Genomic DNA, 21,306 nt, shown 5'->3' on the forward strand with positions numbered 1-21,306 from the left:
TCGTCTTAGTTAAATTATTTGATAAATTAACAATGCTATTTGATAATTTATTTAATTCATTGTTAGTTTAATTTTATATTTTAAAAATCTTTTACACTATAAATAGTTAATAAATTTCAAACTTAAGCAATAATAGACTATTTTGCCAAATTGAATATATAAATAAAAAACATTTAATTAACATAATGATGTAATTTTCATACTTTATTTAACGTTTGTGTTTTTTAATAAAAACAAAATATAATCAATCTTAGATACATTTAAGCTACCGTGATTTCCCTGGTGTAATAAGGCGATTTGAATTATATACTATAAAATTCTACTATTTTAATTTTAGATAATAATTTGAGATAAATTATAATTTAATTTGTAATTTTTTTAAATAATTGTAGATATGACTAATAAGAAGATATCTTTTAGGGGGCTTTTAATTCCATAATATTTCTGTACAATCTTTTATAATTGCACAAATCATCCCGTTGGGCATTCTTTTCAAATCAAGATAGCCACTAACATTGTAAAGTTTTTTTCGTACTCTAGAAAACAATTGGCTAACGTTATTTGCTGTAATACTCCTATATCTATCCATCCACACATATTGAATAAGGTGTTCTAAATCCATCGTATCCTTGCCATGAGAAAAATTGAGGATAACTTCAAGCATAAGAAATTCTTTAGGGGTTAATTTCACAACTTCATCTTCTACTTCAACCGTCCTACCAACGCTATTGATAACTATATACGACTTCATAGCTCCCTCCTCCTGATAAAATATAAATAAACTAATATAGTTATACTTATATCAATAAAGAATACAAAACTATACTTTTTTATTGAGCTAATGTTCAAAATTTTGATAATAATTTTTTAAAGACTAAATTAACTAAATTCATTTTACAGCAATAACAGGTTTAATTAACATAAATTTTATTTCATTTAATGAATTTTAGTTCCTAATAGTATCTAAATATTATTACTAATTATGGAAAATTTTAAAGTCATCTTTATCTCTTTTATTAAAAAAAATCAATTATATCTTTCCAAATAGTATATTTGTAAAATAAAATAATGAGCATAGCATTATGGTAATCATAATGATTGTAACAATAAAGTTTAATATTTGTCTTATTTTTGTTTCAATGAAATTGTTTAAAAAGTAAATCTAGAATCTGGGGGTTATACCCATATGCCTAAAGAAAATGATGTTCTTTTATGGTGTCTTATAGGTTTGTTTTCTGCATGGGGAGGTGCTACTAGATATATACTAAATACGGAAAAAAAGAAATCAAAACGACGATGGATAGCGATGATATTTGAAATGATTATATCTTGCTTTACTGGATTTATTGGCGGTTTATTAGCTATGGAATATGGCTCTAGTGATTATATTGCACTAGTAGTCGCAGGTTTACTCGGATCTATGGGTGGTACAGGATTAAAATTACTATACCAAAAAGTTTTCAATTTTAAGATTGATAAAAAATAATTTACTTTTATAACTACCATAATTATAAACACTTAATTATTACTAGCTATGTTTTCCTTTTACTATAAATACCACTAAGGGTAGTTTTGAAATAATATTCTACTTTTAGTGATATCAACTCTATCATTCTGATAACTAAATTATTATATTCACAGCTTATTTACTAAATAGATAATATTATTTAAATACAATGTTAACTTTATTATATTATGTGCTTTAAAGATAATAATTATTAAACTATTGCATTTAAATAATGGAAAGAAATTGTAGTTGTTAATATCATTCCTACTTAATATTAATAATGTATTATAAATCATAAAATATACAATCTATTATATTCATTTATTAAAATTAATAAGTAAAAAAGATAAAATAAAAAAATAAAACTTATAATATAAAAAATTTAATTTTATATATTTAATAATATTAAGTAAAATTAGTTTCATTTTATTCTGAACAAATATTAAGATCCTTAATCATTTTTTGGATCATATTAACAAGTAGTAAATTAGACATAAGTAGGAAAAAATGAATATAAAAAAATATGCAGATAATAGTAAAATAATACATGTCAATCATAACTTTATGCAAGACAACCAAAGCTCCTTAATTAGAACTTTTGTTATTGAAGAAGTTAATGTTGAATTTATCCGATTGATGTTTAGTTTAGCCAATATGCCATCTGGTTCATATATATAAATTACTGATCGTAAGAGACAACATACACGTATATTTCCACTAAATAAAGGGGCTACGCTGGATGTAACTTTTTATACTAATTGTATCGATATCAAAGTTATTTTACCCAAAAATTATTACTATAATGAAAATCAAATAGCAGAGCTTACTTATTATGAAGCACTTCCTCAAGATCTAACGCAAATCGTTGAAGATAGTCATGATGGGCGGCAACCTTACATGTGGTATAAAAATACACCTTTTTTTAATCCAGTTCGCGCTGTCCATTTTGCTGCATTTAATGGTTATGGTGGAAGTTGCTCATTTATAGGTTCGGCTAATCACGTATTAACAAATCGCCATGTTGCTTTAGGCCCCAATAGCCAAATTGATCCAGAAGCAATAAATTCCAGCGAAATGTGGGTTAACTGGCACAATATTACTAACGATTTTTCATCACCGATTACTGATATTATCAATTTTGATGTCGATAAGGTATTAACCTATGGCAAAGAAATTGGTGGGGTTGAGGATTATGCCTTATTTACTATCACGGATTTTGATTATCAAAATGCTCACGTTAAAACTTTATTTGGTGGTCTAAAGCTTCAAGAAACTATAAATGACGAGCACGAAAATATTTATATTCCGCAACATGGTGGAGCAAAACCGTTACAAATCAGTGCCCGGCTGGTGAGTTCTATGCATCCTTTTGCATCAATAACCACTCAGCCAGAGTATGGTGATTTATTCATTCTAGGAGATATGGAACCAGGATCCTCAGGCGCTCCTCTAATTGGTCGCGAAACACACAATATATTAGGAATTTTATGGGGACGTCTTTTATTTACCCAACATGGCATTTCATCACCATACCTTATTGATAAGCTCAAAGATTTTATTTCTGATAGTAATATTCATATCAAAGCACAAGATAATATTGTGTCACATAATATTGAAGCAACACCGGTCGATAATGCTGAAATTAAAGTGATATTAGGTGATAAAGAACAATTAATTCCTTTTGATACCATTCTTGTTGAAAACCATGATGGCTACTCTATTGTCGAAATGGCTGGATTGGATCTTACAACCAGAAAAACAATGCCAGTAAAATATAAAGTCTTGGCAATTATGTCTAATCACCAGGTAAGCCATCTTAATGATCCTGCGTTAATTGGTGAAGTAACGCTGAGATTTATTCCTTACCAACATCCACAAGAAACTGTTATTAAAAGCTGGTTTGTTGCTCGAATAGAACGAGATGGTGAAATTGTCAACAATTACATTACTCGCATCTTAAGCTATAACTACGATGTCTTCGAAATACCATTTGATGTTAACAATGCAGATTGCATGCCATTAATATTTGATGCCAAACAAGCTAATACTATTCTACACCCATTTACCGAAACCAATCCTAATTTATCATTTTATACTCTACGCCATGGGCAAGGACCAGAAAATGTTGGTGAAATTAGTGATGGTTACTCAATTTTAAAAACACAAGTCATTAATGAAAAAGGTGAAAAAGAGCTAGTTACTTTCCAGGCATATCGGATTAAATCAGTAACCGAAAGTGAGCCTTACCCTTTGATCTATTCACCAAGCAGAATTAATGTAAAATGTAATTATGACTTTAAAGGACCATCATATTTAAGAATCTGTTATTACCCCGAGGATAATCTGCATTTAATTGGTAAAGGAACATTTAAGGGGATTATTGCGCTTCATGGCAGTGATGAAAGTGGTTCTGCAGATCGTTTATGTAAAAATATTCTATTGGATATTACAATAAACGGATAATTTAATAATATTACGAAAATAATAGATAAATAGTAATACTCTTTTTAATAAAAAAGGTATTACTAATAATTATTTCTATAATAAACCATAATATTTAACATTGGATATTCGATCAGTTTCAATCGGTAAAAAAAGCTATTATTAATATCATTCAGTTATATTTTTTTGCTATTAATAAGACAAACTATTTAAGATTAATAGTAAGAAAATAAGTTAACTACATCATAATAGTAACTTAGCATTTAACTTTTTAATGGAATTAAATAGGCCATAAGATGAATAAAGAAAAAATTACTAGCGAGAAAAAAAATTTAATTTTTGCATTTGTCCTTTTCCCTGGAATGACACCATTAGATATTATAGGGCCTGCCACTCTATTGCAAAATCAAGGGTTTACTATAGAATATGTTTGGCATAATAAACAACCTATCTCAACAGAAATTAATTGTCTAACGCTTACACCTACCACAACTTTTGATGAATTAGATGCTGTCGATATATTATGCATTACCGGTTCACATAATCCATTTCCCGCACTTAAAGATATTAAAATGTTAGAATGGATACATAAGGTTGGACAGAATGCTAAGTATATTACTAGTGTATGTAATGGTTCTATGTTTTTGGCCGCAGTAAATCTTTTAGATAACTATAAATCTTCAACACACTGGAGTTGTAATGAGTTTTTAGCTAAGTTAGGTGCTACTGTTTCAAACGAACGAATTACCATTGATAGAAATAGAATTACAGGTGGAGGCGTAACCGCTGGTATTGATTTTGGGCTACATATATTATCAATGATAAAATCAGAAACCGATGCCAAAGTAATGCAACTACTTACCCAATATGATCCACAACCCCCTTTTCAGTCAGGAAATCCTGAAACAGCTGAACCGGAAATAATTAATATAGCGTGTGATAATATTAAAACATCATTTGCAACAGAAACGCCCGATTATCTAGAAATACTAAAGCGTACCATTGAAAGAAAAAAAGACTTTATGAAGAATTAAATTAATGTATCTAATATTGTTGAATATTATTTAATTTATTGATACATTTAGGTTATTTTGACAATATAAGCATCCGGATGCATTATGATTAATAACCTTAAGCGCTATAAACCCTGTGCAGTTATATTGAAGTACTCCTTATCTACGCTTTTTTTCATTTCATTTACAGCGACGGCTCATCAATACCAAAAAATCGCTGTTCTGATTGAACAACGTCTCTCTTATATGAAATATGTTGCTAAGTATAAATTTGAAAAACACCTTTCGGTAGAAGATCATACACAAGAAAATAAAGTTATTTTAAATTCTATTAATAAAGCAGAAACTTTAGGCTTGGATAAAAAATCAATAGAGCCTTTTATGATATCCCAAATAAATGCAGCTAAAGCAATTCAGTATCGTTATAAGGCAGATTGGCTATCCATGCCAGAAACTATAAATCAATATGATGACTTGAAGGACATTCGTTTAAAAATTAGTAAATTAAGTGATGACATCTTACTATTAATTGCTAATGAATTAAAAAGAAACGGCCAAATAAAAAATCAGATCTGTTTATATATAAATAAAATCCAGCTACATAATCTTAAAGACGCTGATAAAAAAATAATCTGTTCATCACTGAAGCAAATATCTTTAAAAAATAAAAATTCTAACTAGCAAAACTAATAAAGTCATTAGCAAAATTTTCTATTTAATTTATATTCTTGAGAAAATTAATATGCGTATATCCCCATTAACTGTTTTGCCAGCATATTCATCTGAGAAACTAAGCAATAACGAATATAATACTGACAATTTTAATAATCAATTATTAGAATTTGATGAAATAATTACTTATTCAAACGATATACCATTGAAACAAAAAATAGATTTTAACAGTAAAATTATGGGGTTAATTAATGAAATTGAAAGCTTACATGATAAACATATCAAATCATATAAAAATATTAACCACACTTTTATAAAAGAATTACAAATACTAAAAGTAAAATTTGGTATGGTTGCTATGAAATATGGTGATACTGATTGGGAAAGTCTTGGTCTTTCTCAAGAAATACTTGAAAATAATAATAAATTTTTTAATTCTAATTTATGTTTATTATCATCAGATGAGCAGCAATTACAAAAAATAACGGAAGAAAATAGAAATTATGTCTGGTATTGTTGTTTATATAACTTTGCCCATCAATTAGCCTATGAAAAGGTTGAACCTCCCGCTGATAAGAATAATGCAGAATATTATTCCATTGTCGATGAGTTAAAAACAAAAAATTTGCCAGAAGATACAGTATTTGCAATAGCAAATGCACGCTGTGCGCTAATCCTATGTGAGAAATCTTTTGCTGGTGAGTATCCTAAAAATAATACTTTGTATATACAACTTAAAGAGGTTAATCTTTTTTATAATAATTATTTAGCCAGAAATAAAAATAGTCATGTTGAACAATTAGCTAGAGAATGTGATGTGCTAACGGAAATCAAATCACTCTATATAGCCGAATCGATAATACAGGAATTTAAAAAGTTAGAGTCAAGCAGTCAAATATAGAAGTAGCTAAATCTTACATTACTATAACTATTATATCTGCCAATACTCCAGCTTATACAAACAAAGAAGCATGATAATTTAGCCTAACAAAAAGCAGAAAGTACCTCATAGAAAAGATTATTCTAATTATTTAATAACTATTTTCTCCACAAATCATGATTTGCTGCTATTGTTGTAGTGATATCTTGCAAATTCGGAGTTTTATTATGAAATTGAAAATATTTTTTGTTACATTAATAGGCGTTTTACTTGTAAACCCGGTTTTAGCTGCCGAAAAAACGACGAAAAAAACCATGTCATCTCAACAAATTAAAATGAAGGATTGCAATATTCAAGCTAAGAAAAAATCATTAGAGGGTCATAAAAGAAAATCCTTTATGCAATCTTGTCTTAGCAGTAAACCGTCTAAAAAAAGTAACTCTCAAAATGAGAAAATGATCAAGTGTAATGCCGAAGCTGGAAAAATAAAATTTAAAGAAGGTGAACGGAAAATATTTATGAGCAAATGCCTACATGGTTAATTTAAATATACAAATAAGGCCATTTTCTTTTTATTAGCCTTATTTTTTATTTTAAGTAGAGTGTTTGATTTTTTAATTAAATAATTTAAATTGAAATCATACCACTATATATTTATAAAAAAAATAACATAGTCTATTATTTATAAAAAACTGACATCACTAACATATAAAAAATAATAATTAATATTTTAAAAAATTAACATTTCCAAATTCAATATAATTTAAAATAATAACCTTATTCGTTTTATCCATACTAATCTAAAATATAAGATAACAGTATCATTACATATCAAATAATTTTATATAATAATTTGCTTCATTTAACAGAATTTTTCTTATAAAGTAGCTATATTATATTTTCATCTTCATTTCATTTTTACCTATTCAGAATTATAGATGGTCTACAGCGGTAAAGTTGCTAACCTAAAGAGATAAATATAATGCATAATGAATGGCAAGAAGTTTTTGATTTTTGGTTTAAAGAATCTACCAATAAACAATGGTTCGAAAAAAAGCCACAATTTGACGCTATCATTCGGGATAGATTTAAACTCACTACTGAGAAAGCTAGCCGTGGTGAACTTGCACATTGGCGCTGTTCAATAAAGGGTAGATTAGCTGAAATTATCGTGCTTGATCAGTTTTCTCGTAATATTTGGCGTGATACAGTAAAAGCATTTTCACAAGACAATATGGCATTAATGTTAGCTCAAGAGGCAATTAAACAACCAGATTACAAGAACTTACCAACAACACAACGAAAATTCATTTTAATGCCATTCATGCATTCAGAATCACCTTTTATTCATCAACAAGCAGTTCCTCTTTTTACTGCATTAAATGATAAAATAACACTTGAATTTGAAATGCGGCATAAAGAAATTATTGATCATTTTGGCCGCTATCCACATAGAAATAAAATTCTTAATAGAATTTCTACGCCTGAAGAAAAATTATTTTTAAAAAAATCGGGTTTAAGTTTTTAGTTTATAAATAAAAAGTAGAGTATATGTTTTCAACATATGCTCTATTGACTACATTAATAAAACAATTGTCTTGTGGGAACCTTTAAATTAAGTTGTTGTTCAATTGTTTTTAAATATGTCTCTGAAATCACCGCAATATTTTGATAAAAAATGTGTTCTAACTTTGTCATTTGTATTAAAGATAAATAACGATATGCCCAAGGTAGTAAATGCTGCTCTATTAATTCAATTGCTATAATTTTTTTATTTGTTTCTAATAAACAAACTGCCGCCAATAACATAAGTCCAAATTGATCTGCTGGTTCATTCTGATCACTTTCTAGAGATATAGAATGTAAAGATAGAAAGTGTTGATATGCTTGAGTTGAAATTCCCATTACAATTTTTTCGGGATCTAAATAAACTGATCCCCAAGGCGGTGCTGGCATATTACCTTGCCCTTCAAATAAAATAGAAAAATCATAATATAATAATTCAAAATCTTGCTTTGCTATGTCTTTTGTTAATTGTTTAATTTGCTGCCTATCTGGCCATGGAAACAATTCAACCAAAAAAGGCATTACAGGAATTAATGATTTTACTGCGGGTGAATCTGGAGAATAATAAAAGCATGCCCCGAGAATACGCAAAATTGAAGTATTTAATAACATAAATTGTATTTCCAAGCCAAAATAATATGTAATTTATTAGTAAAATAATCAATTAATTAATTGATATTGAAAGCAAATCACTCTGTAAAAAAGTTTTACAGAGTAAATAATAAAACATATCTTACATAGTAATTTCCCATAAATTATAAAATGCGATACGGCCGGAAAGTTCAGCTACAAAAATAATAACGGTACATGCAACTAAAGTCGTGCGCGGTACATTATCTTGCAATACTACCGCTGCCATCACAAATAACGATAAACCAAGTATAACTAACTGTATTCCCCAAAACCAAGTTTGATCAATCGCTTTGGCGTTAAGTAAACTAATATATTCGGCTTTAGTAGCCAAAATAACCATTGCGCCAATAATAAAAAACAATGCCCCTAATTTATGTGCTCCAATTAAAGTCGCTAATGCTCCACCACCGATAAAGCAAGTCATCCACATTTGTAATGCAGTATAATGTGTGTTCCAATTAGCTACGCTATCAATACAATAAACTTGTGGAATTGACCAAACAAAGACTAAGCCAGCAACAACCCCAGCTAAATTACAAATTTGTTTCAATTTAGTAAATTTTTCAAAAAAGGAAAAAACTACCGTCCCAACTGCCAATGCCATGAAAATACCGCTAAAAAAAGCTTCATTGCTCATCGGCGAACGACCAATTCCCAACAGCATATTAAAAAAACGTATTGGTTGCCCAACATGTAAACCACCAATAGCTAATCCAAAAAACATGACTACCATAGCAAGCAAATTAGCAACATTGTGTTGATTGTTATTAATTAGGTTAAGTTTATTACTCAAATAGGCAACAAAAAATAATCCTGCTGCTGACTGACCCAATACCGTAAAAAAAACCAGTGGGAGTTCATGCATATTTAACCTCCGGAAGATTTTGTAATTTGCCACTTTGATCATTAAATGGTTTAGCATCTCTATGGGGTTTGATCACAATATTCGGTCGAGTCAAACTAGGATCAGGCATCGGGGCAATGCCATTTTCGTGGCCATGTCGCTCACGTAATAAAGTTATTTCATCAAAATCCAGCGCTCGTTGGGGACATGAATCAACACACACAGGCTTCATACCTTTAGCAACGCGTTGGTAACAGCCATCACATTTACTCATCAACTTTTTACTAACATCAAATTGAGGAGCACCATAAGGGCAACGAAGTTCACAATAACGACACCCCACACACACATCTTGATTTACTACCACTAACCCATCTTCTGGTCGTTTATGCATCGCACCTGTTGGACAACCCGCAACACAAGTTGGTGAATCACAATGATTGCAAGCAATTGATAAATAATAGTTATAAATATTCTGTTTCCAAATACCATCTTGTTGTTGCCAATTACCCCCGCCATACTCATAAATCCGACGAAATTTAGGGCCTAATGTCAGATCTTTTTCATCCTTGCAACTAACCTGACATGTTTTACAACCCGTGCACTTAGTCGAGTCAAAGAAAAAACCATACTGTTTCATAAATAAAATCCTTATGCGCATTTAACTTCAACTAAATTGGTATGTTGTGGGGTACCTTTAGCAAAGGGAGAAGGATGTAGTGACGTTAGTGTATTAATACACCCTCCCACATCAATTCCTTGCTTATTAACATTGCGCCAGGCACCTTGTGGAACAGCAATTACACCTGGTAAAACCCGATTAGTAATTTTAGTTTTAATATATATGCGACCGCGATCATTATAAATTTCGGCTATATCACCCTGTTTCAAACCTCTCATCTTTGCATCAATTGGATTAATCCAAAACTGATGAGGAATAGCTTCACGTAACATTGCAACACTGTAATAGCTTGAATGAACATGACCTTTGTTATGAAACCCGGTCATCAGTAAGGGATATTGTTTTTTGCGGGCTACATTTTCAACACCTTCACGATTAGCGCAATATTCAGGTATAGCGGGAATACGATCACCGTCAGGTAATTGCCATTCTTGCGCTATTTTATTTAACTGCTCAGAGTAGATCTCAATTTTTCCTGACGGGGTTTTTAGTGGATATTTATCTGGATCTTGACGAAAATCTTTAAGGGCAATTTGTTTATCACTATCGGCTAATCGCCGATCAATAATCCCTTGATCATCAGTTTGCTCAAAAGGTGGTAAATGTGGCATAGTTTTACGAGTTTTATTATAACAGTATTCGATCCACTGTTGATAAGTACGTCCTGCGGTAAATTCAGCAGCAACACCTAATTTTTCAGCAATCTCGGCTAACACATCATAACATGGCCGATTTTGCCATAGTGGTTTAATAGCCTGTTGTAAGCGCACTAAGTAATGATAGCTACCACTTGCATATGAGTTATTGATTAAATCATCTGTTTCCACCGGGGTAACATCGGGCAGCAACAAATCCGCATATTTGGCTGAAGCAGTATTATGATTATCCCATACCAAGATAAACTCACATTTGGATTCGTCAGTAAGAATTTGATGCGTTTTATTTAAATCTGCATGCTGATTACCAATTACATTACTGGAATAACACCACAAAAATTTAATACCAATATCTAATTTATCTTTACCTCTGATACCGGCGTTTTTAGCCGTTAATTCAGTACCTCGAACTATAGCTTCACTCCACATAAATGTCGGGATGGTTGTTTTTACTGGATTGGGTAGCGAAAAACTAGCAACAGGATAAGTAACGCTACCACCCCAAAGCCCGGTATTAGTACCTGGACGACCGATATGACCACTCATCAATGGTAGCATCATAATTGAACGGCAGGCTTGCTCACCATTCGCCGTACGTTGTAGTCCCCAGCCTTGTGAAATCCATGCCGCTTTTGCATTAGCAATTTCACGCGCTAACTGAATAATACGTTGACTTGAAATACCGGTTAGTTGACTTGCCCATTCCGGTGTTTTAGCAATACCATCTGCCCCATTACCTAAAATATAATCTTTATAAGCCGCATTCGGTAACGCCGATGACGGTAACGTCGTTTTATCCCAGCCTATACAATATTTTGCAAGAAAAGCTTCATCTGTTAGTCCTTCATGAATCATGACATAACCCAACGCTGCGACTAATGCTGCGTCAGTGCCAGGATAAATAGGAATCCATTCAGCGCCTAATGTGGTAACACTATCGGTATTACGTGGGTCAATAATAATGACTTTTGCTTGGCTTTTTTGCAGCGCATTTAAAGTTTCATAAAACTGACCACCTCCAGACATGCGCGTTTCTGCTAAATTATGGCCAAACATGACAACTAAATCAGAATGCGCAATTTCACTTAATAAACTTTCTTCAGCACTACCATAAACAAATGGGGTAATTTCAGTTAATTGAGCATAAGAATAGGTACCATAATCTCCCAGAAAGCCGCCAATAAGTGCTAACAAACGTTTGCAAGCGGTACGGCCATGTAAATTTGCTCCAGTTGAACCGGTACCATATTGATAATAGATAGCTTCGTTACCATATTTCTCAATCGTTTCCTTTAACTTCTGCGCAATAAGTGTTGTAGCTTCATCCCAACTAATCTTTTTGAATTTACCTTCACCTCGTTTACCCACCCGTAGCATGGGATATTTTAACCGATCTGGATTATAGGTTTTCCAACGAACTGAGCGGCCACGCAAACAAGGCCTAATCTGATGTTCGCCAAATTTGCTATCATCATAGAAGGTTTCATTTGAAATACGTTGAATAATATTATCCTTCACATGTACTTTGAGTGTACAACGGCTACCACAATTAACCAAGCAAGCGCTATATTTAATTATTTCGTCTGTTTCATCATGCATAATACCGGTCGATTTGGCCTGAACAGAGAAAGGAAGTGTTATGCTGCCAGCAATGGCTGCAACACTGGCAATCGTCGCTGAAGTTTGCAAAAATTCCCGCCGATTCATTTGCACCAAATGTGTTGTTTTATTTTTAGTCATTGACATTACCCAATAGTAAAATAACAGCAAATTATCGTTATTGTTTTATGTTAAAAAATAATGACAAAATAGATTATGATTTAAATCAATGATGGGTATTTATCAAATTTGCAGTAATAGGCACTAGTTTGCCAAATAACGGCGATAAAATTATTGCGTTTTATCGATTATTAGCTAGCTAGTTATATTTTCCAATAATCAAAAACACTATCTGAACTATTTGATAAATGACAAAGTATTTTCTTTATAGTAGGCGAAATTAACAGGCATAATTTAACCTAAAATTTAATGAGACTAATAGATGATGCCAAGCAAAATTTTGATAACTAGCTACAACATTAGTGGCTTTGGCGGTATGGAAACCGTTTGTCGTGATTTTATCAGGTTATTAAAACAACGGCGACCAGATATAACTGTCAGCTTTTTTTTTTAATGATAAACAGACTCAACCAAATGATGATTGGTTAGACAATATAAAATATACACGACTCTATTCTCGCATTAGAAACGGCAAGCTACGTCGTATTCATTATGCTTGGCAACTGCGACAATTACTTATTGAGCAGAAAATCAACGCAATTATCACCTTGGATGCAATTGCCTGTTATAACTCAAACATCAGTAGAAAACTTATCTTAGGTAGAAAAATACCGCTAATTTGCTGGCCACACTTTTCCATTGTTGGAAGCTATAAAAAAGAATATCTTTTAAAAGCAGATTACTATTACGCCATAAGCACGGGTATAACGAGACAATTAATTGCCCTCGGCGTCGATGAAAGTCATATTTTCACCTTATTTAATCCAATAAAAAAACACGATTTTGTCATCCCGCGCCCTAAAAATAAAACCTCCTTTCTTTATTTAGGTCGGATATTCTTTGATGGGCAAAAACAACTCGCGTTTCTTTTTACTAGCCTGGCAAATATTAGCGGTGATTGGCAATTGGATATTGTCGGTAGTGGCGAACAAAATGAAATCAATCAATTAAAACAGCTAGCGAAAAAACTAAATATTGAAAAAAAAATTAACTGGCATGGCTGGCAGCCAGATCCATGGTTTTATATACACGATAATATAAAAACAGTTTCCGCTCTACTCCTGACTTCCAGCATAGAAAAACTGGGTATGGTTCTTCTTGAAGCCATATCCTACGGTATTTATGCAATAAGTTCAGATTGTCCAACGGGACCGGAAGATATTATTAAAAATAATATTAATGGAAAATTATTTCCCGTTAATGATATGCCATATTTTGTTAATATATTACAAGCTATCGTTAATAATAAAACCTTACCCTCACAGATGAACATAAAAAACTCTATCTTAGATTTTTATGAAAATAGCTATATTGAAAGAGTGAATTTATCTCTTAAAAAAATTCTAGCGTAAAAGCATTTAGCGGATTAATCATTATGATTAATCCGTATTAAAAACAATATTAGCTTGCAACGTCCCAAAAAGATATAAACACTATTTTTGCCAAAAAATTAATGAACGTAAAAAACGCCTAATTTGTAGCAAAATAGAAGCAAAAATAGACTCAAAACTACCTCGCTTCCGTCTCTCGGCCTTATTACTATACTTTCTTCTATCCGCCTCCAAATTACTATTTTCAACGGTGACTATCGGATGCTTTATAATTTCGGCTAAATAATAGCCTTTTACTGCTTGTTTTTTATATAACAAACCCCACGAGTCAGCAACAAAAAATTCCCTGGCAAACTCAGCGATTATTCTTTCACAGGTGCTACGATGAATTAAGTAACAACAGGCACGAAAAATTTTATCTGGGCTATATGTTAATAGACGAAATGTCACATTAGCGATGGTTATTTTATTAAAAAAGCTTAACGAAATTCGTTTTCTTGAGCTCAGCCCTTCTTGACCACCGAGCAGATAAACATAATCTTTTTTTAATAAATCACTTTTACCCTGCTCCAATGATTTGATTAAACAGGCTAATTTTTTATCAATAATAACATCGTCCTCGAGAATCAAAGCCCATTCGATATCCTTTTTTATAATATATTGATGAATTGATTGATGGCTCAAACTACAGGCAATTTCATTCACCCCACTTGCCTTCACTTCAAATTTGCTAGAATTAGGCGATTTAAACCAAGGCATGTCATCTTTAGTCAATTTACTCCCTTCAATGGCGTCAACCATCGTAAAAGGTAAAGCTTGTGACGACAATGCATTACTAATTTGTGTTCTTCTATCTGTATCCTTTTTTAAAGAAATAATAAAAATAGGGCAAGATTTATTCATTGACGCCACCAAAACTTTATATTTAATAATATTTTAACATAAATTATAACTAATCAATTTTATTTTACGACTATTTTTTACTTTCAAAACTAAACCGCAATCAGCATGATTTATTCTAGTATTCATTACAAAACTAGCATAATAATTTTTAAAAAAAAATTAAAACAATTTATTATGTTGAAACTTAATTAAAAATGTTATTTATCATGTGTAATAAATTATTAAACAATAAATTTAATTAATTAAATGCATACAAAATAATATTAATTTAATCACTATATTTACCTATCATGATATTAATTATCATAAAAATAAAATGAGAGACTAATTTATATTATTTAAAAAAAATACTTAATTTGACGTAACAAACTGATTTCAAACAGATAAAAAATTATTTTAAATCATATAACCATTACAATATATTATCTTTACTTTCAACAAGGTATAAGTTTTTATTCATTTCTAAAAATATAATTTTTATTGATCAATTTTTATAAAGTATAATAATGATAGTGATGGTTTTTTCTTTCCACTAACGCTAAAATCAGTAACTGTTTACAATAAAATTAATACTTCTTTGCCAAAAGGAAACTTAATGTATTTCAATAGTAAGGAGATCATACTAACAAGCTATGAATTCTCATCTGCTGCGGCAAAAAATTGCCAATATCATATTGCTTACGGCGCAGATATGAATTTCTCCCTTGGCACAGCGATTTCAATCTGTTCGGTGCTACATTTTAATAAAAATTATACCTTTCACTTCTATATCTTCACTGATATGATTTCTGAATGCGAACTAAAAAAATATGATCAACTAACAAAATCTTATAATACAAAAATAACAATATTTCTCATTGATACGCTACAGTTAAAAAAATTACCAACAAATAAATTATGGTCTAATGCAATCTATTTTCGCTTTATCATTGCAAATTATTTTCATAATAAAACCAATAAAATATTATATTTAGATTCAGACATTATTTGTTCGGGTGATATATCAGAATTATTCGACATCAATTTAAACCAGCATATTATTGCTGCTGTCGCTGATCGCGACCAATACCTGTGGAAAAAACGGGCTGAAATGTTAGCAACACCAGAAATAGCTAATGGTTACTTTAACTCAGGTGTTATGCTAATTGATACTGATAAATGGCACAAAAATAAGATAACTGAGAAAACAATAAATATATTACTTGATGACAAGACAAAAGCAAAGTTTATATTTTATGATCAAGATGCATTGAATATATCGCTGGTAAATCAAGTTTTATTTTTAGATAAAAAATTTAATACCCAATTTAGTATTAATTACGAGTTAAAAAATAAAACATTATTTCCTGTAATTGATAATGTAAAATTCATTCATTATATTGGCCCGACAAAACCATGGAATAATTGGTCAGAATACCCAAGTACCCATCTCTTTATCACAATAAAAGAAAATTCTCCTTGGAAAACTACCCCGCTCATGGCAGCATCAACATCTAACCAATATAGATATGCTGCGAAGCATATGTTTAATAAGAAAAAATACTTTAAATGGCTATTAAATTATCTCTATTATTTTATTAATAAAGCCTATAAAAAAAAATAGCGAATGACAAAAGCCCAAAAAATGGATAATTGCTATTTGATAATTAACATTCATCCATTTTATAGTTAACTTTTTCAATTAATTAGATATAAAAAAAATATTTTCAATTTAATTTACTTTCTGAATCTATATATTCAAATTGCGCTTTGGTCAATGTTAAATGAATGGCTTTCACAAAACTTTCAACTTGAGCAATGGTAGTTGCACTAGCAATTGGTGCGGTGATCCCATTAAAAGCCATTAACCAGGCAAGCGCAACTTCCGCTAATGTAGCTTGATGATCATCAGCAACTACCTGCAATGCCTTGAGAATTTTTTCGCCTCTTTGATTAAGGTATTTATCGATATCATTTTTCCTAGGACTATTATTTAAATCACTTTGACGACGATATTTCCCAGTTAAAAAACCAGATGCCAAACTATAATAAGTGACAACACCAATATTTTCTTTGATACAGAGTTCCTTCAACTTATCATCAAAAGCGGCACGATCATAAATATTATATTCCGGTTGTAATACTTGATAACGCGGTAAACACTGATTATCCGCCACTTCTAACGCCGTTTTTAATTGTTCTGCATCCAAATTTGAAGCGCCTATAGCACGAATTTTACCCGTTATTAAAAGCTTCAGATAAGCATTTAACGTCTCTTCATGAGGGGTATTTATGTCCGGCCAATGGCAAAAATAGAGATCAATGTAATCTGTTTGCAAACGCCGCAATGAGTCCTCAACCGCGTTGATAATCCAGCGAGCAGACAGACCTCGCTTACCGGGTGAACCTAAATCTGCGTCCACTTTGGTAAAAATAATTAATTTATCTCTGGCAATGGAATGTTTAGTCAGCCAATTACCAATGATGGTTTCCGATTCTCCACCTTGATTACCGGCTGCCCAACGTGAATAAACATCTGCCGTATCAATGGCAATTAAACAATTATCATAGAGAGCATCTAAGATGGTGAAACTCTCTTTTTCATTGATAGTCCAGCCAAAAACATTACCACCAAAAACAAGGGGTGGAATAACAAATCCTGTTGAACCTAACCTACGCAATTGCATATTTCCTCACTTATTTATTAAATAAAGCGAATATACTCACTAGAAGATTGTAATGGTGCTCTTACAACAAGATTATATTTAAAACGTTACCGCCTATTTAACTTACAGATATACTACTACAAGTTAGTTATATTGATGATTTCTTACCAATAACCTAGTAACTTCCACCATAAACTACCGATGACAAACCAAATAAGAAGATTGACCACACTTAATATAAAACCAATTTTCCACCATTCAGCTAAAGTTGTATAACCCGAACCAAAAATAATCGGCGCGGTACCTGTGGCATAATGTGTTAACGACATCATTAATGATGAAGAGAAAGCCAAGATCAATGCGAGCAAAATAGGTGGAGCGCCCAATGCTAATCCAGCAGTGAAAAATGCCGCAAACATTGCCATAATATGGGCGGTAGTGCTGGCAAAAAAGTAATGAGAATAGACGTATATTAAAACAAGTAACAGCATGCCGCCAATCCAGCCGATGCCCATATGATCAATAGCATCACCAACTGTTTGAGAAAACCAGTTAGTCAGTCCAAGCTTACTTAGAAAAGATGCCATCATAACCAATGCCGCAAACCAAGTAATTGTGTCCCAGGCTCCCTTGGTTTTCAAAATATCATCCCAAGCTAATACGCCTGTACACAGTAAAACGGAAAGACCAATGAATGCCGCAGCCGTAGGATTAATAGTAAATGCGCTACCAAAAATAAGCGCAGGCACGCCAGCCCACATCAACAATAGCATGGCAAATACCGCTAAAGTAATTTTTTCTGCAGTCGAAATAGGCCCAAGCTTATGTAATTTTTGCTTAGCAAAATTTGGCGCATCTGGTGTTACTTTGATTTCAGGTGGATAAATCCAATAAATAATTAATGGCATAATGAATAACGAAATTATGCCTGGTATAAAAGCGGCTATTGCCCACATTCCCCAATTGATCTCAAATGGAGGGGTGGTATTTTCCATAATCAAACTGACAATCAATGGATTAGGTGCAGTTGCCGTAATAAACATCGCTGATGTAATTGGATTGATATTAAAATTAACCAATGAAAGATAGCGGCCAATTTTTTGTGAACTACTTGATTCGGGATTAGAGCCAAAACTATTTGAAATTGAGCGCATAATAGGATGAATAATTCCACCACCACGCGCAGTATTACTTGGTGTAACTGGCGCTAATATTGTCTCTGCGATCGCTAATGAATAAGCAATACCCAAGGTCTTTTTGCCAAATAAAGAAATAAAATAATAACCAATACGAGCACCTAATCCTGTCTTATTTAGACTAACAGAGATCATTATTGAAATACCTATCAACCAAATAAGTTGATTTGAAAAACCACTCAATGCGTCATTAATTGCTGCCGTCGGATTATTGGGATTCGTTACTCCAGTAATAGCAATTAAAGCAATAGCGATAATGGAGATTGCACCTATAGGTAAAGCTTTACCAATAATAGCGGTTATAGTTCCAATAAAAAGCGCAAATAATTGCCAAGCATTAACATCTACACCGTCAGGAGCGGGAATAATAAACCAGATGATCAGAGTGATTGTAATAGCAATTATGGTTGGTAAAGGTTTGAATGGGGTCAATTTATCCATATTGTATTATCCAATTGGTGAAACATATTTAGACAAGAAATAATTAACAACTTATAAATGAACAAAATCACGCTAACAAATCATACAACTACTTATTATATAAATTTATAGATTAGTAACTATATTTATTTTTATCAAGCTTACTAATAAAGAAATATTGATTTATAATTTTATTAAATTATCTAACTTATTCTTTTAATTTTCACCTCTTTATTATAAGAATAAGTTATTTTTATATGTTAAAACTGTGATATGTATTACAAAAATTACAATTAATTTTATTTATTAATTTACTGTAACGAACTATTTCTATTTTTTACTCTTAATGATATTCTTAATATAGAAAATTAACTATAATTAGTAATGGTTTAATTATGTCAAAAAACAAACAGTATTTATTATTTTATAAAAAAAGTAAATCCATTTAAAAATAAGAATTACTTTATAAAAAATAATATATTTTATATTACAATATAATGTATAAATCTATTTATTTTGAATAGTGCTAAAATTAAAGTGACAAAATACAGCAGCAAATAAATTTGTCCATCTGTACTAACTTGAAGCCAATAAAAATGGCCTTTAACATTACTGGTAAAGACCATGCAATAATTTTATATCAGTTAAGCTACTCTTTTTTCTCTAACCATTCAGTATGAAAGATACCTTCTTTATCAATTCTTTTATAAGTATGAGCGCCAAAATAATCACGTTGTGCCTGAATTAAATTTGCCGGTAAAACTGCAGAACGATAGCTATCATAATAAGAAATTGCTGCCGTAAGTGTAGGTAACGGAATACCATTTTGTATACCAAAACAGACAATATCGCGTAATGATTGCTGATATTCATCAGTAATGTTTTTAAAATAAGGCGCTAACATTAAGTTTGCTAAAGACGGGTTTTGGCTATACGCATCGGTAATTTTTTGCAAAAATTGCGCCCGAATAATACAGCCTGCGCGAAAAATCCTAGCAATTTCACCATAATTTAGCTGCCATTTATATTCATCCGATGCGGCCTTTAATTGCTGGAAACCTTGTGCATAAGACACAATTTTACCTAAATAAAGTGCACGGCGAACCTTTTCAATAAATTCCTGCTTATCACCTTTAAATGAATTAACAACCGGCCCAGTCAGAATTTTTGCCGCTGCCACCCGCTGCACTTTCAAAAAAGAAAGATAACGTGCAAATACCGATTCAGTAATAAGCGTGACCGGTACTCCCAAGTCTAATGCACTTTGACTGGTCCATTTTCCGGTTCCTTTATTTGCAGCCTCATCCAATATAACATCAATCAAATAATTACCAGTTTTATCTTCTTTCTTACGAAAAATATCCGCCGTAATTTCGATTAGATAACTGCTTAATTCACCTTTATTCCATTCAGTAAAAATATCGGCTAATTCTTCATTATTTAACTTTAATGCGTTTTTGAGAATTGAATAAACTTCAGCAATAAGCTGCATATCACCATACTCGATGCCATTATGTACCATTTTTACATAATGACCTGCCCCATCAGCACCAATATAGCTTACACAAGGCTCTCCATCGGCCTTGGCAGCAATTTGCTGTAAGATAGGTGCCACTAAGTCATAAGCTTGTTTCTGCCCACCAGGCATGATAGAAGGCCCCTTTAATGCGCCTTCTTCACCGCCAGAGACGCCGGTGCCAATAAAATTAAACCCTTGCGCTGAAAGTTCTTGATTACGTCGAATAGTATCCTGAAAATAAGTATTACCACCGTCGATTAGGATATCACCTTTATCCAGATATGGTGTTAATGAAGCTATAGTTTTATCTGTCGCCTCACCCGCTTTTACCATTAATAAAATACGACGTGGTTTTTCTAATGAATCAACAAATTCCTTAATCGTATGACAGGGGATTAATTTTCTACCTGGATTTTCTTTAACCACTTCATCGGTTTTTTCTTTAGAACGATTAAAAATCGAAACCGAATAACCCCGGCTTTCAATATTGAGCGCCAAATTACGCCCCATAACAGCCATACCAACTACACCAATTTGTTGTTTTGACATGAAAAACTCCTGCCTGACAATTCATTACCCACAGTTAACGAGCAAATATATTTTTACGTATTGATATAT

At 31.7% G+C, this 21,306-nt stretch carries 18 protein-coding genes; 9 read left to right on the top strand and 9 right to left on the bottom strand.

Features of this window, described 5'->3' with window-relative positions; all coding sequences use genetic code 11:
* Positions 1 to 427: 427 nt before the first annotated feature.
* Positions 428 to 751: a winged helix-turn-helix domain-containing protein gene (locus LDL57_RS09200; protein WP_180560781.1), complete on the bottom strand. Its 324-nt coding sequence runs from the start codon at positions 749 to 751 to the stop codon at positions 428 to 430.
* A 435-nt stretch (positions 752 to 1,186) separates the two neighbouring features.
* Here LDL57_RS09200 and LDL57_RS09205 point away from each other — a divergent pair, with 435 nt between their 5' ends.
* From LDL57_RS09205 to LDL57_RS09235, 7 genes are all read left to right on the top strand, one after another.
* Positions 1,187 to 1,486, top strand: a complete 300-nt coding sequence (locus tag LDL57_RS09205; RefSeq protein WP_180560782.1) for a phage holin family protein — start codon at positions 1,187 to 1,189, stop codon at positions 1,484 to 1,486.
* 918 nt (positions 1,487 to 2,404) lie between these two features.
* Entirely contained in the window at positions 2,405 to 3,970 is a 1,566-nt protein-coding gene (locus tag LDL57_RS09210; protein ID WP_180560783.1) for a trypsin-like serine peptidase, read from the top strand.
* 275 nt (positions 3,971 to 4,245) lie between these two features.
* A complete protein-coding gene (locus LDL57_RS09215) occupies positions 4,246 to 4,983 on the top strand; it encodes a DJ-1/PfpI family protein (protein WP_225505488.1) in 738 nt (245 codons plus the stop codon).
* An 84-nt stretch (positions 4,984 to 5,067) separates the two neighbouring features.
* The gene (locus tag LDL57_RS09220; RefSeq protein ID WP_180560785.1) at positions 5,068 to 5,643 is read left to right on the top strand and encodes a chorismate mutase; all 576 of its coding nucleotides are present in this window, start codon (positions 5,068 to 5,070) and stop codon (positions 5,641 to 5,643) included.
* Between the two features lie 61 nt (positions 5,644 to 5,704).
* On the top strand, positions 5,705 to 6,535 hold the full coding sequence (locus tag LDL57_RS09225; RefSeq protein WP_225505489.1) for a hypothetical protein: 831 nt from the start codon (positions 5,705 to 5,707) through the stop codon (positions 6,533 to 6,535).
* Positions 6,536 to 6,741: 206 nt separating this feature from the next.
* A complete protein-coding gene (locus LDL57_RS09230) occupies positions 6,742 to 7,056 on the top strand; it encodes a PsiF family protein (RefSeq protein WP_180560787.1) in 315 nt (104 codons plus the stop codon).
* 440 nt (positions 7,057 to 7,496) lie between these two features.
* The gene (locus tag LDL57_RS09235) at positions 7,497 to 8,042 is read left to right on the top strand and encodes a DUF924 family protein (protein ID WP_180560788.1); all 546 of its coding nucleotides are present in this window, start codon (positions 7,497 to 7,499) and stop codon (positions 8,040 to 8,042) included.
* Positions 8,043 to 8,095: 53 nt separating this feature from the next.
* Here LDL57_RS09235 and LDL57_RS09240 read toward each other — a convergent pair whose 3' ends face one another.
* The 4 genes from LDL57_RS09240 to LDL57_RS09255 form a co-directional block, all read right to left on the bottom strand.
* Complete coding sequence (locus LDL57_RS09240; RefSeq protein WP_180560789.1) at positions 8,096 to 8,692, bottom strand: molecular chaperone TorD family protein; 597 nt, start codon at positions 8,690 to 8,692, stop codon at positions 8,096 to 8,098.
* A 121-nt stretch (positions 8,693 to 8,813) separates the two neighbouring features.
* Positions 8,814 to 9,578, bottom strand: coding sequence for a dimethyl sulfoxide reductase anchor subunit family protein (locus tag LDL57_RS09245; RefSeq protein WP_180560790.1), 765 nt, complete (start codon positions 9,576 to 9,578; stop codon positions 8,814 to 8,816).
* Positions 9,571 to 10,197, bottom strand: coding sequence for a DMSO/selenate family reductase complex B subunit (locus LDL57_RS09250; protein ID WP_180560791.1), 627 nt, complete (start codon positions 10,195 to 10,197; stop codon positions 9,571 to 9,573). Before LDL57_RS09250 ends, LDL57_RS09245 begins: the two co-directional genes overlap by 8 nt.
* An 11-nt stretch (positions 10,198 to 10,208) precedes the next feature.
* A complete protein-coding gene (locus LDL57_RS09255; RefSeq protein ID WP_180560792.1) occupies positions 10,209 to 12,635 on the bottom strand; it encodes a DMSO/selenate family reductase complex A subunit in 2,427 nt (808 codons plus the stop codon).
* Positions 12,636 to 13,222: 587 nt separating this feature from the next.
* Between LDL57_RS09255 and LDL57_RS09260 the strand changes: the two genes are divergently transcribed.
* Positions 13,223 to 14,026 (top strand): glycosyltransferase, encoded by an 804-nt coding sequence (locus tag LDL57_RS09260; protein ID WP_180560793.1) that lies wholly within the window; start codon positions 13,223 to 13,225, stop codon positions 14,024 to 14,026.
* Positions 14,027 to 14,107: 81 nt separating this feature from the next.
* Here the strand turns inward: LDL57_RS09260 and LDL57_RS09265 are convergent, their stop codons facing one another.
* The gene (locus tag LDL57_RS09265; RefSeq protein WP_180560794.1) at positions 14,108 to 14,908 is read right to left on the bottom strand and encodes a glycosyltransferase family 25 protein; all 801 of its coding nucleotides are present in this window, start codon (positions 14,906 to 14,908) and stop codon (positions 14,108 to 14,110) included.
* Between the two features lie 595 nt (positions 14,909 to 15,503).
* Here LDL57_RS09265 and LDL57_RS09270 point away from each other — a divergent pair.
* On the top strand, positions 15,504 to 16,511 hold the full coding sequence (locus tag LDL57_RS09270) for a glycosyltransferase (RefSeq protein ID WP_180560795.1): 1,008 nt from the start codon (positions 15,504 to 15,506) through the stop codon (positions 16,509 to 16,511).
* A gap of 103 nt (positions 16,512 to 16,614) precedes the next feature.
* On the opposite strand, the gene LDL57_RS09275 is transcribed toward LDL57_RS09270, so the two are convergent.
* From LDL57_RS09275 to gnd, 3 genes are all read right to left on the bottom strand, one after another.
* Positions 16,615 to 17,574, bottom strand: a complete 960-nt coding sequence (locus LDL57_RS09275; RefSeq protein ID WP_225505490.1) for an aldo/keto reductase — start codon at positions 17,572 to 17,574, stop codon at positions 16,615 to 16,617.
* Positions 17,575 to 17,717: 143 nt separating this feature from the next.
* Positions 17,718 to 19,190 carry a DASS family sodium-coupled anion symporter gene (locus LDL57_RS09280; protein ID WP_180560796.1) on the bottom strand — a complete coding sequence of 491 codons (1,473 nt, stop codon included), beginning with the start codon at positions 19,188 to 19,190 and terminating at the stop codon, positions 17,718 to 17,720.
* Between the two features lie 628 nt (positions 19,191 to 19,818).
* Complete coding sequence (gene gnd / locus LDL57_RS09285) at positions 19,819 to 21,237, bottom strand: NADP-dependent phosphogluconate dehydrogenase (RefSeq protein ID WP_180560797.1); 1,419 nt, start codon at positions 21,235 to 21,237, stop codon at positions 19,819 to 19,821.
* Between the last annotated feature and the right edge of the window lie 69 nt (positions 21,238 to 21,306).

The sequence above is a fragment of the Arsenophonus apicola genome (assembly GCF_020268605.1).
Lineage (GTDB): Bacteria > Pseudomonadota > Gammaproteobacteria > Enterobacterales > Enterobacteriaceae > Arsenophonus > Arsenophonus apicola.

Excerpts from the sequence above, each read along its gene's own strand:
- LDL57_RS09255 (WP_180560792.1), bottom strand. The coding sequence starts at position 12,635 with ATGACTAAAAATAAAACAACACATTTGGTGCAAATGAATCGGCGGGAA.
- LDL57_RS09205 (WP_180560782.1), top strand. The coding sequence starts at position 1,187 with ATGCCTAAAGAAAATGATGTTCTTTTATGGTGTCTTATAGGTTTGTTT.
- LDL57_RS09215 (WP_225505488.1), top strand. The coding sequence starts at position 4,246 with ATGAATAAAGAAAAAATTACTAGCGAGAAAAAAAATTTAATTTTTGCA.
- LDL57_RS09265 (WP_180560794.1), bottom strand. The coding sequence starts at position 14,908 with ATGAATAAATCTTGCCCTATTTTTATTATTTCTTTAAAAAAGGATACA.
- LDL57_RS09200 (WP_180560781.1), bottom strand. The coding sequence starts at position 751 with ATGAAGTCGTATATAGTTATCAATAGCGTTGGTAGGACGGTTGAAGTA.
- LDL57_RS09280 (WP_180560796.1), bottom strand. The coding sequence starts at position 19,190 with ATGGATAAATTGACCCCATTCAAACCTTTACCAACCATAATTGCTATT.
- LDL57_RS09220 (WP_180560785.1), top strand. The coding sequence starts at position 5,068 with ATGATTAATAACCTTAAGCGCTATAAACCCTGTGCAGTTATATTGAAG.
- LDL57_RS09210 (WP_180560783.1), top strand. The coding sequence starts at position 2,405 with ATGTGGTATAAAAATACACCTTTTTTTAATCCAGTTCGCGCTGTCCAT.
- LDL57_RS09245 (WP_180560790.1), bottom strand. The coding sequence starts at position 9,578 with ATGCATGAACTCCCACTGGTTTTTTTTACGGTATTGGGTCAGTCAGCA.
- LDL57_RS09270 (WP_180560795.1), top strand. The coding sequence starts at position 15,504 with ATGTATTTCAATAGTAAGGAGATCATACTAACAAGCTATGAATTCTCA.
- LDL57_RS09225 (WP_225505489.1), top strand. The coding sequence starts at position 5,705 with ATGCGTATATCCCCATTAACTGTTTTGCCAGCATATTCATCTGAGAAA.
- LDL57_RS09240 (WP_180560789.1), bottom strand. The coding sequence starts at position 8,692 with ATGTTATTAAATACTTCAATTTTGCGTATTCTCGGGGCATGCTTTTAT.
- LDL57_RS09275 (WP_225505490.1), bottom strand. The coding sequence starts at position 17,574 with ATGCAATTGCGTAGGTTAGGTTCAACAGGATTTGTTATTCCACCCCTT.
- LDL57_RS09235 (WP_180560788.1), top strand. The coding sequence starts at position 7,497 with ATGCATAATGAATGGCAAGAAGTTTTTGATTTTTGGTTTAAAGAATCT.
- LDL57_RS09230 (WP_180560787.1), top strand. The coding sequence starts at position 6,742 with ATGAAATTGAAAATATTTTTTGTTACATTAATAGGCGTTTTACTTGTA.
- LDL57_RS09250 (WP_180560791.1), bottom strand. The coding sequence starts at position 10,197 with ATGAAACAGTATGGTTTTTTCTTTGACTCGACTAAGTGCACGGGTTGT.
- gnd (WP_180560797.1), bottom strand. The coding sequence starts at position 21,237 with ATGTCAAAACAACAAATTGGTGTAGTTGGTATGGCTGTTATGGGGCGT.